Origin of the sequence: Isoptericola sp. NPDC056605 (assembly GCF_042792795.1) — a bacterium.
Classification (GTDB): Bacteria; Actinomycetota; Actinomycetes; order Actinomycetales; family Cellulomonadaceae; genus Isoptericola.
In genome coordinates this window covers 34,400-47,385 of sequence record NZ_JBHTVT010000002.1, presented here as the reverse complement: position 1 = coordinate 47,385, position 12,986 = coordinate 34,400, and the positions used below count along the sequence as shown (strand labels likewise).

Sequence of the window (12,986 nt, the reverse complement as noted above, 5' to 3'; positions counted from 1 at the left end):
CACGACGGTAGGGGACGCGACGACGCCGCGGACGCACGCCGTCGCGGCGTGTCCGTGGTCGGGTCGCGGGTCCGGGACCCGCGCGACGGCGTCAGTCGCCGTCGCGCACCTGCTGCCAACGGGCCAGGAGGCCCTCCGGCACGTCCTCGGTGGTGAGGGCGAAGGTGCGGTGGTCGCGCCACCGGCCCTGGATGTGCAGATAGCGCTCGCGCACGCCCTCGTCGCGGAACCCGAGCTTCTCCACGACCCGCAGGCTCGGGGCGTTCTCGGGGCGGATGTTGATCTCGATGCGGTGCAGCCCGAGCATCGCGAGGCAGTAGTCGCCCGCCATCGCGACCGACGTCGGGATCACGCCGCGGCCCGCGACGTCGCGCGACACCCAGTACCCGATGCTCGCGGAGCACAGGGAGCCGTAGACGATCTGGGACACGGTGAGCTGCCCGACCAGGGCGCCGTCGAGCTCGACGGCGAACGGCAGCGTCGTCCCGGCGCGCGCCTGCGCGGACAGCGCGCGCAGGTAGTCGCCGAACGTCGACGCGGCGGGCCGCTCCCCCGGCGAGGTCGCCTCCCACGGCTCGAGCCAGCTCGCGTTCGCCGACCGCAGGCGCAGCCACTCGGGGCCGTCCTTGCGGCGCAGCGGGCGCAGCACGACGGTGCCCGAGGGCCCGTCCTCGCGCAGCGTGACCGGCCAGGGCCGGGACACGGCCCATCCCCGGGCGAGCTTGTGCGTCATGCCACCTCGTTCCGTCCCGACGCTCCACCCCTGCCCGCGGGCCGGAGCCGTTCTGTGCGTCTCCGGCGCGCGCCGGGAACTCCCCGGACGGGACCCTGCCACAATGGCCCCATGCACGGCGACCGCAACGGATCGAGAGCACACCAGCCCTACCCCGTCGTCGCCGGGATGGAGGCCGCGGACGCCAAGGAGGAGCTCCGCCGGGCCATCCGCGCGCACCGCGCCGAGCGCTCCCCGCGCCTGCGGGACGAGGCCGCGCACGCCTTCGCCGAGGTCCTCGCCACGGTGCCCGCCGTCCGCGACGCCGCGGTCGTCGCCACCTACGTCTCGCGTCCCACGGAACCGGGCACGCACGTCCTGCTGGAGCGGCTCGCCGCGCGCGGCGCCCGGGTGCTCCTGCCCGTGCTCGGCGCGGGCCTGGCCCGCGACTGGGCCGAGTACACCGGCCCCGACGACCTGCTCGAGCGCGCCCCGGGACGGCCGCCCGAGCCGAGCGGACCCGCCCTCGGAGCCGAGGCCATCACCCAGGCCGACGTCGTCGTGGCGCCCGCCCTCGCCGTCGACGACCGCGGTGTCCGCCTCGGCCAGGGCGGCGGCTGGTACGACCGGCTGCTGAAGATCCGCCGCCCGGGCGTCCCCGTCGTCGCGCTCGTCTTCCCCGAGGAGCTCTACGACTCCGCCACCCACCCGCTGCCCGCGGAGGAGCACGACGTGCCCGTGCACGCCGTCGTCACCCCGGACGGCTGGCGGGAGCTTCCCGCCGTCGGCGAGGCCTGACGGTTCAGGCGTCCACGCCCGCGCGCCGGCGCGCACGGTAGGCCGCCGCCTTCATCCGGCTGCCGCAGGTGGCCATCGAGCACCACTCGCGGCGCCGCCCGCGGGAGTGGTCGAGGTAGACCTGCGTGCACTCCGGCCGCCCGCACTCGCGCAGCAGCGCGGCCGCGTCCCCGCCCACGATCTCGACGGCCTCGCGCGCGAGCTGGGACAGCACCTGTGCGGCGCTGCCGACCCGGGACCATCCCGCCTCCGTCAGCACGGGGGTGAGCGGAGGGTGCGCGGCGTACCGGTTGACCGTCCCGACCGCCTCGGCGGGCAGGGGGCGGTCCAGCAGGCGCGCCCGGACCAGCGCGTAGATCGCCTCGCGCAGCTCGACGGCGTGCCGCAGGTCGCCCGCGTCCGGCGCCGGGGCGCCGTCCAGCAGGCCCGATTCCGCGCACCAGGCGTCGAGGTCGGCGACGGACGCGAGCTTCTCGGTGGGCTCGTCGTTGCGGCGCGCGCGGAGCGTGCCGACGAAGTCCAGCGCCGGCGTGCCGCAGGGGAAGGCATGGATCACGTCACCATCCTGGCCGGTGACGAGGTGTGCCCGCAAGTCGAGCACGGCGTGATCATCACCACTTTGACAGGTGACGCGACCGAGAGCAGAGTCGTCACCAGTCAGACCGGTAACGCCGGTCGCCGAACCGGAGGAACACCATGGAGCTCACGCTCGAGATCGTCGTCCTGCCCGTCTCCGACGTGGACCGGGCCAAGGACTTCTACACGGGGCTGGGTTTCCGGCTCGACGCCGACTTCCGCAGCGACCGCGGTCTGCGCGTCGTCCAGGTCACGCCCCCGGGCTCCGGGACGTCGATCATCTTCGGCGAGCACCTCACCGACGCGGCCCCCGGTTCGCTCGAGGGCCTGCACCTCGTCACGACCGACATCGCCGCGGCCCGCGAGGAGCTCCGCGGCCGCGGCGCCGACGTGAGCGAGCTGTGGCACGACGCCGACGGCGTCTTCCACTGGGCCGGGGACGCCCACCGCGTGCCCGGGCCGCACCCGGCCGCGGACAGCTACGCCACCTACGCGTCGTTCGCCGACCCGGACGGCAACGGCTGGGTGCTCCAGCAGGTCGTGACCCGCGCGCCGGGCCGCTGACACCAGCCGCAGCCGAGAACCAGGAGATCCGACCATGACCACCGCACCCCGCCTCGACCGCGCCGACCGGGACGCGCTCGACCGATTCCGCGAGGTCGACCGCCGGGCCGGCCGGAGCCTCTCGCCGGCGGTCGTCGACGCGTTCGAGCGCCTCACGCCTCGTCAGCTCGACGCCCTCCTCGCGGCCGACGGCAGCGCCGGCGACAGCAGCCGCGACACCTCGGAGGGGGGTCGGGCCGACGACCCGTCCGGCCCGCACGGCCTCGTGCGCCGCTGGCTGCGCGGCCCGGGCCGCACGGCCGTGGCGCTCGGGGTGGCGTTCGTCGCAGCGACCGCGACCGCCGTCATCGGCATCACGCTGCTCGAGGACTCCGGGACCCCGCCGGCCGCGGCATCGGGACAGGTCACCGACGCCCGCGACCTGGCGCAACAGCTGTCGTGGGCCGACGCCTACGGCGAGGCCTTCGCGGACGACTTCTGATCCCGGCGCCGCGGTCAGGGCCCCGCCGCGGGGCGGTCAGGGGACGAGCGTCGTGCGCGTCTCCGCCGCCTCCTCGACCGCCTCGCGGGTGAAGGGCCACGCGAACGTCTTCCCCGCGGCCCAGTCGTCGAGCTGGTCGTCGTAGTGCGACGACGCCGGGTGGCCGGACACCCCGGTGACGGTCACCCACGTCGACGCGTCCAGGTCGGCCAGGTCCACCACCATCCGCATGGACGGGCCGGTCGTCACGGCGAAGCTGCCCGTGCCGGCGTCCCACCCCGTGGCGTTGACGATGGACGAGCCGCCGGGCATCCGCACCGGGTCGGGGTTGACGAGGTCGCGCACCAGGGCGGGCACGCCCTCGCCGCCGATCACCGGGTGCTCGAGCTGCAGCGTGTGCAGCGTGCCCCAGTCCCAGTCGGTCGGCTCCTTCGACAGCTCGACCGTGAGGTCGCGGCGCGCGCTGGTCAGGGCCCGCGTGAGGATCTCGTCGCGCGACTCGACGACGTTCGCCGTCGTGCGGTCGTCCCAGAACGCGTCCTCGGACCGGTCGAGCATCGACTTCACCACCAGGAGCCACTGCGACCCGCCGTCGGGACGCATGCTCGGGGGCAGGTCGTCCCAGAACGCCTCCTGCAGGAGGTTGCGCCACACCGCGGCGAAGTACGCGGCCGCCGGGGAGTCCGCGTCCATCCGGTAGTCCCAGTCCGCGAGCAGGTCCTGCCCCGCCGCGACGTAGGAGTCGTCGAGGTCGATGTCGAGCAGCGTGGGCACCAGGGCCTCCGCGAACGCCGACCAGTCGTCGTTCTGGATGCGGTTCATGTCCTCGGCCGTGAACGGCCTGCCGGCCGCGATCTGCTGCGAGAGCAGCGTGCGGATGCGCTCCGAGCGGTACCCGTAGTCCCAGTCGTCCGCGAGGTACGGGCGCGTCCCGTCGCGCAGCACGGCCTGGTTGGCCGCGACGACGAAGCCCTCCTCGGGGTCGAGGGCGCGGGGCATGTCGTCGGCGTCCACCCAGCCCTGCCAGTCGTAGCGCGGGTCCCAGCCGGGCCGCGGCCAGGTGCCGTCCGACGGCACGGGGCCCTTCACCTCGGACCGGACCGGGATGCGGCCCGGCGCCTGGTACCCGATGTGCCCGTCCGTCGTGGCGAACACGATGCTCTGGGCCGGCACCTCGAACAGCGCGGCCGCGGCACGCACGTCGTCGGCGTCCTTCGCCGTGTCGAACGCGAAGACGGCGTCGGCCGTGCGGCCGGGCTGCAACGCCGTCCACTGCAGGGCGACGGCGTACTCGCCGAACTCCGTACCCTCCGAGGTCGGCGAGCCCACGACGTCGCCGACGTCGAGCACGTCCGAGACGATCGGGCCGTGCTCGGTGCTGCGGACCGTGAGGTCGACCGGGGTGCCGCCCGCGACCCGGATGGTCTCCTCGCGGGTGTCGAGCTGCTCCCACTGCTCCGCGCCGGCGTCCTTCAGCCACGTGTCGCCGCGCACCCGCTCGATGAAGAAGTCCGTGACGTCGGCGCCCATGTTGGTCAGGCCCCACGCGAGGTCGCCGTTGTGCCCGATGACCACGCCCGGGAAGCCCGCGAAGGAGAAGCCGGCGACGTCGAACGGGCACTCCGTGGAGACCTCGTTGCAGTGCAGGCCCACCTGGGACCAGATCCCGGGCGCGGACAGCGCGAGGTGAGGGTCGTTCGCGAGCATCGGCTCGCCCGACTCGGTGTGCTCCCCCGACACGACCCACGAGTTGGAGCCCGCCGCGTCGCCCCTGCCGACCAGCACCGGCACCGCCTCCAGCACGCTGCGCGTCGACTCGACGGCGGCGCCCAGCGCGGCGGTGGCCTCGCCACCGCCGCCCACCGCGCGGCCCGTGAGGGCCGACGTCAGCTCGGCGTCCGTCCCCGCGTCGGTCCCTGCGTCGGCCCCAGCGCCGTCACCCTGCTGCTGCGCCGCGGGGCGTTCGTTGGCCAGGTCGCGGTTGCGCAGCACCGGCCGGTTGCCGCTCTCCCCGTACGCCGGGAAGAGCTCGTCGACCAGGTCCGTCTCCCCCAGCGTGCTGTACGCCAGGGCGCGATCGAGCTCGCTGTCGTAGTTGCCGCGCAGGTCCCAGGCCATGGCCTTGAGCCAGGCGAGCGAGTCGACCGGGTCCCACGGCTCCGGCTCGGCGACGTCCACGCGCGCCCCGAGCACGGTGTACTCGACGCCGAGCTCCTCCGGGTCGCGGCTCTCGAGGTACGCGTTCACGCCCTGCGCGTAGGCCTGCAGGTAGTCGCGCGAGTCGTCCGAGATGAGGTGCCACTCCTGCTCGGCCACCTGCCGCCACCCGAACGTGCGGGTCACCTTGTCCGCCTCGATCGCCGCCGGGACGTCGCCGACCAGCTCGGCGAGGCGGCCGGACGTCACGTGGCGGCGGTAGTCCATCTCGAAGAAGCGGTCCTGCGCCTGCAGGTAGCCCTGGGCGCGGAACAGGTCCTCGGGGTTGTCCGCGTAGACCTGCGGCACGTCCTGGGCGTCGCGACGCACCTCGACGGCGGCGCTCAGACCCGGCACCTGCTGCGAGCCCTTGTGGTCCGGCAGCGGCCGGCGCAGCGTGACGACGGTGAAGACGGTGCCGGCCACGAGAGCCAGCACCACGACGACGGCGACACCGACGACGGCGCTGCGGAGCCGCGAGCGCCGGCGGGGTGCCTCCTCGGTCTCCGTCACGTCCTGGGAGGGGTCGGGGTCGGACGGGTTTCCGGGCTCTGCAGGGGTGACGGTCGCTGACACGCAGGCGAGACTACCGTCCGGCGTATGATTGGCACTCGCATCACCTGAGTGCCAGCATCCCGCCGTCCCGGCGAGGGTGCCGGCGTCCGCCCCGAGGAGATCACGTGCCCACCTATGCGTACCGGTGTGCCGACTGCGGCCACGCCTTCGACGTCCACCAGTCGTTCACGGACGACTCGCTGACCGTCTGCCCCGAGTGCGGCGGGACGCTGCGCAAGCAGTACGGCTCCGTGGGTGTGACGTTCAAGGGATCGGGCTTCTACCGCACCGACTCGCGCTCCGGGTCGGGCAAGGGCTCCAGCTCCTCCTCGGCGAGCAGCTCTACCGGCAGCTCCTCCGGCAGCTCGTCCGGCAAGGAGTCCTCGAGCGGCTCGTCCTCGACCGGCACGTCGAGCTCGTCGAGCACCTCGTCGTCCGGGTCGTCCAGCACCTCCAAGGCCGCCTCGTCCTGACCGTCCGGCGGCACCCTGCCGACGACGACGCCGCGGCGCTCCCGAGCGTGGACGCTGCCCCCAGGCCGGCGGTGTCCACAGGCCTGCGCACCACGCCGACGCGCGGAGGCCGGGCGACCTAGCGTCGCCGCCATGCCGCTGCTCGACACGCTCCCCCGACCCGCCGCCCGCCGCGGCCCGGAACCACGGGCCGGGTCCGCGCGCCCGCCGGAGCCCGGCGGCCCGGGAGGACGACGCCGGGCCGCGCGCCGGCTGCGGTCCGTCCTCTGGCGGGCCCGCTTCGTGCTCGCCGCCGCGTGCTGCGGCCTCGCGGCCGCCGCCGTCGTGCAGGCCGTGCGGCCGGCTCCGCCGCCCACGCTGGACGTCGTCGTCCCCGCCCGCGCGCTCCCCGCGGGCGAACCCGTCGCCGCCGCGGACCTCACCACGGTCGCCGTGGACGTCGCCCTCGCCCCCGACGGCGTCGCCACGGACCCCGCCGAGCTCGTCGGGCGCACGCCGGTGACCGCGCTGCCCGCCGGGCTCCCCCTCCACCTCGGGCTGCTGCCCGGTGGCGGCGTGGTCGCGCAGGCCCCGCGGGGGACCGTCGTGGTTCCCGTACGGCTGGAGGACACCGCGGCGGGCTGGCTGCGTCCGGGCGACCGCGTCGACCTGGTCCTGACCGGCGAGGCCGCGCGGGCCTCCGGCAGCGACGACACCGACGACACCGACCCGGACGACGCCTACCTCGCGCGGCGGGCGCTCGTCCTGCCGCGACCGGACGCCGCCGAGCCGGCCGACGGCGGCCTGCTGTCGGGCGCGACCAGGACGCCCCAGGGCGCCGACGTCACCCTCGTGGCGGTGACCGAGGACGAGGCCCCAGGGCTGTCCGCCGCCTCCGGGTGGGGCACCGTCGGAGCGGTGCTCGTGCGGTGACACGACCACCCCTGGCGTTGCAGCCCGCCGCATCCCCCGCGAGAATCGGCGACCGTCAGTCCACGCCTGGTTCGCCCGGGCGCACACACCACAGGGGGAATCACGTGAAGGGCATGCTCGCAGGCTTCAAGGAATTCATCATGCGCGGGAGCGTCGTCGACCTCGCCGTCGGCATCATCATCGGCAGCGCGTTCACGGCCGTCGTGACGGCGATGGTCGACAACATCCTCAACCCGATCATCGGCGCGATCTTCGGCAAGCCCGACCTGACCAACCTCTGGGACATCACGCTGCGCGGCCCGCACGACGGCATCGGCGCCTCGGTGCTGTCGGTCGGCGGCTTCCTCGACGCCGTCCTCAGCTTCCTCATCGTCGCGGCGGCGCTGTACTTCGCCATCGTGATGCCGCTGAACAAGCTCGCCGAGCGCCGCGCGCGCGGCCAGGAGGTCGAGCCGGAGCCGCTGGCGCAGGACACCGTCCTGCTGCAGGAGATCCGCGACCTGCTCGCCGCGCAGTCCGGCCGCTCGCAGTACTGACCCCCGCGATACCGCCACGCGCCGCCGGCCGAGCGCGTCGAGACCTCGTCTCCGGGCCCGACCGGCGGCGGCGTCAGCGTCGGCCCCAGTGCGGCGGCACGTCGCGCAGCAGGCGGTCGTCGTTGTCGTCGTGACCGCCACGGTCGTCGGCGGTCTCGCCCGGCACCGTCTCCCGCTCGGTGCCCTGCCGGACCACGCGGCGACGCACGCGCCTGCGCGGGACCGCCGCGTCCGTCGGGCCGCCGGTCTCGGGACGCGGCTGGTCGGAGGATTCGCTCACCCGACCATTGTCGGGCATCGCCCGTCGGCCGCCGTCGTCCGCCGGAGGCGGGCGGTCAGGCGTCGGGACGCGACCCGCGGTCCGTCCCGGCGTCGGCATCCGTCTCGGTGTCGGCGTCGGTGTCGGCGTCGGTGTCGGCGTCGGTGTCTTTGTCGGCGTCGGTGTCTTTGTCGGTGTCGGTGTCTGAGTCGGCGTCGGTGTGCACGGCGTCGAGGCCCACGGCGATGTCCTCCGGCCCGCCCTCGCCCGCGCTCGCGTCGCCCTCAGCCACGACACCCTCGGCCAGGTCACCTTCGGGCACGTCGCTCACGGCCTCGGCACCCTGGCGCTCCGAGGGCTCGTGCTCCGAGGGCTCGTGCTCCGGGGCCTCGTCGCGCGACGCCTCGACGCCGTCGACCGACACACCCTCCGTGACGACGTCCTCCACCCAGACCTCCGTGTCGACGTCCTCCGCCGAGACCTCCGGGGCGACCTCGACGACGACGTCGGGCGGGACGCCGAGGTCGGCGGGCGGCTCGTCCTCGTCCGGCAGCACCGGGACGACGACCTCGCGCGGGGGCACGACGCCGCCCGCGGTGCCGATCCGTTCGTCGCGCACGCGCTGCACGAGGCGGCGCACGCGGTCGGCCTCGCCGTCGGGGTCGAGGAACGCGGCGGCGGACCAGACCTGGGTGACGACCCACCCCAGGCGCTCCAGCCGTTCCGCGAGCTGCCGGTCGCGCACCCGCACGGACGGCTCCGCGACGTACGCGGCGTCGTCGGTGAGCACGGCGACGAGCAGCTCGCCCGGGAGGTCGGGGTGCCCCACGACCAGCGGGATGCGGTCGCCGTCCGGGGCGCCGTAGTCGGTCTCGACGAGGTAGCCGAGCTTCCACAGCCGCTCGCCGAGGTCGACGAGCAGCCGGTCGGGCGCGCGACCCACGTCGACGCCGTTGCCGAGCCGCACCTGGTCGGCGACGCCGGACCGGCGCTCGGCCAGCTCCAGCGCCTCGACGAGCAGCCGGGGGCCGGCACTGCGCAGGCGCTCGGGGTCCAGCGCGTCGGCGGTGAAGCAGGACACGACGTGCAGCCGCTTGCGGGTGGCGCCCAGCGCGCCGACCAGCATGGCCTCGCCCCCGGCCTCGCCGAGCACGCCGAAGCGGTGCAGCACACGGCCGTGCGGCGTGCGGCCGAAGCCGACCGACAGCAGCACGGTGTCGCGCGACAGCCCCGCCACCCCGGTGATGTCCGCGACGACGACGGGCTCGGGCCGCGAGCCCGAGAAGAACGCCGCCAGCGCGGGGTTCGAACGCACCTCGGCCAGGAGCGCCTCGCGCACCCGGTCCGCGTGCGCGGCCGTCACGGTGACGATCGCGAACGTCTCCTCCGGTCGGGTCAGGGCGTGCTCGATCGACACCTCGACCACGCGGTCGACCTCGGCCTGCGTGCTCTCGACGCTGCCGGAGACCGGGTCCGGCATGCCGGTGCCCTCCACGACGTCCAGGTGCACCAGCGACTCGGCGCGCGGCAGCGGCGCCGGCCGCAGCAGCCCCTCGTAGCCGTGCGCGGCGAGCAGACGGGTGAGCTCCGGGTCGCGGCTGTGCTCGTGCGGCTGCAGCGTCACCGTGGGCAGCAGCGCGGACAGCTCGTGCACGCTGGAGCCCGACGCCGACCGCGGGTCGCCCACGACCACGACCTGCCGCCCGCGCGCCAGCGCCGGCACCACGACCTCGGTGGGCACGTGCTGCACGGCGTCGAGGATCACGACGTCGGCGGTGCGGTGCTCCGGCAGCAGGTGCGGCACCAGGGTGGGGGTCGCGACCAGCGCGGGCCGGAGGCGGCGCAGGATGTCGCCGTGCCGCTCCGCGAGGTCGCGCAGCGTCGTCATCCGGCCCTCGATGAGCTCCGTGAAGAGGGCCTCGGCAGAGTCCCGGTCCTCCCGCATCGCCGACCCGAGGTGCGCCCGGGCGGCGACCCGCACCGGCTGGGACAGCGCGGCGAGGTGCTCACGGTCGAGGTCGCGGAAGCGGCGGGCGAGCGCGTCGAGCCCGACGCCGTCCTGACCGGCGAGCACCGGGTCGGCGGCGAGCAGCTGCTCGAAGACGGACGACCACCAGGCGAGCTCGAGCTCCGCGGCGACGAGGTCGCCGGGCACGCGCCGGTCGGTGAGGTCGTCCACGAGGTCGCCCACGCCCGCGGACCGCGCCGCGCGCAGCAGGCTGGTCCGCTCGGGCAGCACGGTCAGCGCGTCCGAGTCGCCCGCGAGCCGCTGCAGCCGCTCGGCGAGGCCGTCGAGGTCGAGGTCCAGCAGGTGGCCGCCCAGGGTGGTCGACGCCAGCACCGGCTCGAGCGCCTCGAGGTCGATGCGCACGGCCTCGTAGGTGTCCTCGATGGAGGCCAGCCCCTCGGGGAGCGTCGGCCAGCCGCCGCGCTGCGCGTGCTCGGCCCAGACGTCGCGCTGCTCCTGCACCTGCACCAGCGCCTCGTGCAGGTTCGGCACCCGGACGCCGGGCCGCACCATGTCCTTGGCGCGCTTGCGCAGCCGGCGGCGCGCGAACCAGCCCATCTCGATGCCGTGCTCCGCGCGCCAGCGCCGCGACGCGGTCGCCTGCACGAGGTCGGCCGCCGTCCGCTCGAAGACCATCGGGTGGAACAGGTCGAGCGTGCTGCGCATGCCGCCGAGCATCGCGAGCTGCTCGCCCCAGCCGCGCACCGTCGTCGGCGTCGTCAGGCCGGTGACCTCGCCCGTGTACGCGAGCTGGCGGCGCAGCTGGGGCAGGGTGACGTCGCGCAGCCGCTCGACGCGCACCAGCGTCTGCCGCGCGTCGTCGTCGGAGAGCAGCTGGGCCCCGTACCAGGGGGTCGACGACGGTCGCAGGGTGAACGCGCCCAACGCCGCGGCCCGCTCCAGGCCGGCGGCGATCTCGCGGCGCCGCTCCGGCAGCAGCGCGAGCACCGACTCCGAGGCGAGCCGCACGGTGGTGGACGGCGCAGGCCGCTCGGCGGTGAGGCGCGCGAGCGCCTGCAGCGCGTCGTACGCGGACACCTGCCAGGGCGAGCGCGGCTGGTGCAACGCCTCGATGTAGCCGGTGAGCTGGGAGCGGGTGCCGATCAGCGCGTCGCGGACGCGCGCGGCGCCGTCCACGTCGACCTGCTCCGGCTCGCTCGCCATCGCGGACAGCAGCCGGCGGGTCACGTCCTCGCGCCAGGTCGGGTGCGGCGGCACGTCGAGCAAGAGGCTCTCCAGGCCGAGGGACTCGAGCCGCAGCGCGAGCCGGTCCGCGGCGCGGCGGTGGCCCGTCACGTAGAGCACGGAGCGGCCCGCGGCGGTCGCCTCGCCGACGACGGCCGCGAGCGTGCCCGCGACGTCGGAGCCGACGGGCGCGTCGACGAACAGGTGGCCACCCGTGGCCAGGGCGTCCAGGACGGAGCGCTGCTGCGGGTCGAGGTCGCCCACGCCGCGTTCGCGCGTCGGGTCCGCGTCGCCCCGGCGCACGGCGGGGAGCTCCAGCGCGGACAGCCGCTGCGCCGCGTCGTCCACGCCGGCGAGCGCCGCGACCACCTCGTGCCGGTGCAGCGACGGCGCGAGCTGGTCGAGGTCGTCCACCAGCGCCTGCCCCGGGTGCACGAAGGTGCCGACGAGCACGCGCCGGTCGAGCTCGAAGTCGTCCAGCACGGCCTCGCCCAGCGCCGCCACGCGCGCCAGCACGTCCGTCGGGTCGAAGCCGGCGAGCGTGAAGGTCGCCTTGGCCAGCGCCGCCGGGTCGAGCAGCGCCCCGTGCGCGCGCAGCGTGCGCGCCACGACGGGGTTGATCTCGACCGTCGGCTCCAGCGTGAGGTCGTAGTCGGCGCCGCCGTCCCCGCGCGGGGTGAGCGTCACCGGCCGCAGCACCACGGGCGCGTGCACCACACGGCCGGCGGGCGCCGCGGCGTCGGGGTCCGAGGGCGTCGCGCGCGGCGCGGCGGCAGGCTCGCGGGCGGCCATCGACACGACGGGGATCGACGTCGTCAGCGCGGGCCCTTCGGCGTCCTGGTCCTCCGGTGCCGCGGGGCCCTCGGCGGTCGCGGGACCGCCGTCCTGGTCGGTCGACGACGCCGCGCCCGGTGCCGCACCGTGGGCGTCCGCGTCGCCGTTCCCGCGATCGGCGTCGTCGGCGGGGTCGCCGTCCGCGCCGGGGGCCGCCGTCGTGCCCGACGACGCCACCCGCGCGAGCGCCGCGACGTCGTGCCGCTGCGGTCCGCCGCCGCCGAACGGGACCTCGGGCCCGTCGTCGTGCTCGGTCCAGGTGGCGACGCCGATCGCGAGGTAGGTGGGCGCGACGCCGTACCGCGACGCGTGCTCGGCCGCACGAGCCGCCACCGCCCGCGCCCGACGCCGCGCGGCGGGCAGCGCCTCGCCCTCGCGCACCAGGTTCGACAGCCGGGTCGGGCGCCCCGCGAAGAGCCCGGCGACCCCGTTCGGGTGCGCCTTCGAGAGATCGACGATCGCCTCCCCGAGCAGGCCCACGTCGGACAGCGACGAGCCGCCCACCATCTCCACCAGGGACGCGCGCCAGCGGCGCGTGGCGGCCTCGACGGACGCCGCCGCCTCGGACGACGCGCTCGCGCGGCGGCCGTCGGTGCCGGGCGTCCCGGGTGGTCGCGGGGCCTGACGGTCGTCGCCTCCGCGCGCGGAGGCGTCGTCGGGGGTGTCGGCTCCCGTCGCCGGGCCGCCGTCCGCGCCCGTCCGCAGGGACGGGTCCGGCGCGGCGGGTGCCCCGGCAGAGGGGTCGACCGCGGTCGTGGCGGTGGATCGTCGGGCGGCTCTCACGCCAGCACGGTAGAACGGGCGGCCCCCGCGCCGGTGTCGGCGCGCCGAGGACCGCCGGAGCACGCGCTTCCGAGCGACCCGCAAGGGGGCGTGGAGGACGGGAGCGTGTTGACG

11 protein-coding genes and 1 pseudogene are annotated in these 12,986 nt (G+C 75.7%); 6 read left to right on the top strand and 6 right to left on the bottom strand.

The genetic code is table 11. The annotated features are described in order from the left end of the window. Positions 1-91 precede the first annotated feature (91 nt). Positions 92-733 (bottom strand): GNAT family N-acetyltransferase, encoded by a 642-nt coding sequence (locus ACFQ8Y_RS03040; protein ID WP_430548709.1) that lies wholly within the window; start codon positions 731-733, stop codon positions 92-94. Between the two features lie 111 nt (positions 734-844). Between ACFQ8Y_RS03040 and ACFQ8Y_RS03035 the strand changes: the two genes are divergently transcribed. Beyond that, positions 845-1,510, top strand: coding sequence for a 5-formyltetrahydrofolate cyclo-ligase (locus ACFQ8Y_RS03035; RefSeq protein WP_430548708.1), 666 nt, complete (start codon positions 845-847; stop codon positions 1,508-1,510). 4 nt (positions 1,511-1,514) lie between these two features. Here ACFQ8Y_RS03035 and ACFQ8Y_RS03030 read toward each other — a convergent pair whose 3' ends face one another. Beyond that, a complete protein-coding gene (locus ACFQ8Y_RS03030) occupies positions 1,515-2,066 on the bottom strand; it encodes a CGNR zinc finger domain-containing protein (RefSeq protein ID WP_430584571.1) in 552 nt (183 codons plus the stop codon). A gap of 140 nt (positions 2,067-2,206) precedes the next feature. Here ACFQ8Y_RS03030 and ACFQ8Y_RS03025 point away from each other — a divergent pair, with 140 nt between their 5' ends. Then, complete coding sequence (locus ACFQ8Y_RS03025; protein ID WP_430584570.1) at positions 2,207-2,650, top strand: VOC family protein; 444 nt, start codon at positions 2,207-2,209, stop codon at positions 2,648-2,650. Positions 2,651-2,684: 34 nt separating this feature from the next. Further along, complete coding sequence (locus ACFQ8Y_RS03020) at positions 2,685-3,131, top strand: hypothetical protein (protein ID WP_430584569.1); 447 nt, start codon at positions 2,685-2,687, stop codon at positions 3,129-3,131. 36 nt (positions 3,132-3,167) lie between these two features. Here ACFQ8Y_RS03020 and ACFQ8Y_RS03015 read toward each other — a convergent pair whose 3' ends face one another. Continuing rightward, on the bottom strand, positions 3,168-5,903 hold the full coding sequence (locus tag ACFQ8Y_RS03015; protein ID WP_430584568.1) for a penicillin acylase family protein: 2,736 nt from the start codon (positions 5,901-5,903) through the stop codon (positions 3,168-3,170). Between the two features lie 104 nt (positions 5,904-6,007). Here ACFQ8Y_RS03015 and ACFQ8Y_RS03010 point away from each other — a divergent pair. After that, a pseudogene (locus ACFQ8Y_RS03010) lies at positions 6,008-6,148 on the top strand (FmdB family zinc ribbon protein); the annotation flags it as partial. A 14-nt stretch (positions 6,149-6,162) separates the two neighbouring features. Here ACFQ8Y_RS03010 and ACFQ8Y_RS03005 read toward each other — a convergent pair. Beyond that, entirely contained in the window at positions 6,163-6,339 is a 177-nt protein-coding gene (locus ACFQ8Y_RS03005) for a hypothetical protein (RefSeq protein ID WP_430584695.1), read from the bottom strand. A 148-nt stretch (positions 6,340-6,487) separates the two neighbouring features. Between ACFQ8Y_RS03005 and ACFQ8Y_RS03000 the strand changes: the two genes are divergently transcribed. Together ACFQ8Y_RS03000 and mscL are read left to right on the top strand one after the other, a co-directional pair. Then, on the top strand, positions 6,488-7,267 hold the full coding sequence (locus ACFQ8Y_RS03000) for an RcpC/CpaB family pilus assembly protein (RefSeq protein ID WP_430584567.1): 780 nt from the start codon (positions 6,488-6,490) through the stop codon (positions 7,265-7,267). Positions 7,268-7,380: 113 nt separating this feature from the next. Beyond that, on the top strand, positions 7,381-7,803 hold the full coding sequence (gene mscL, locus ACFQ8Y_RS02995) for a large conductance mechanosensitive channel protein MscL (protein WP_430548701.1): 423 nt from the start codon (positions 7,381-7,383) through the stop codon (positions 7,801-7,803). Between the two features lie 73 nt (positions 7,804-7,876). Here the strand turns inward: mscL and ACFQ8Y_RS02990 are convergent, their stop codons facing one another. Together ACFQ8Y_RS02990 and ACFQ8Y_RS02985 are read right to left on the bottom strand one after the other, a co-directional pair. Further along, positions 7,877-8,083: a hypothetical protein gene (locus tag ACFQ8Y_RS02990; protein WP_430548700.1), complete on the bottom strand. Its 207-nt coding sequence runs from the start codon at positions 8,081-8,083 to the stop codon at positions 7,877-7,879. A gap of 55 nt (positions 8,084-8,138) precedes the next feature. Continuing rightward, complete coding sequence (locus ACFQ8Y_RS02985) at positions 8,139-12,872, bottom strand: hypothetical protein (protein ID WP_430584566.1); 4,734 nt, start codon at positions 12,870-12,872, stop codon at positions 8,139-8,141. Positions 12,873-12,986: the final 114 nt, after the last annotated feature.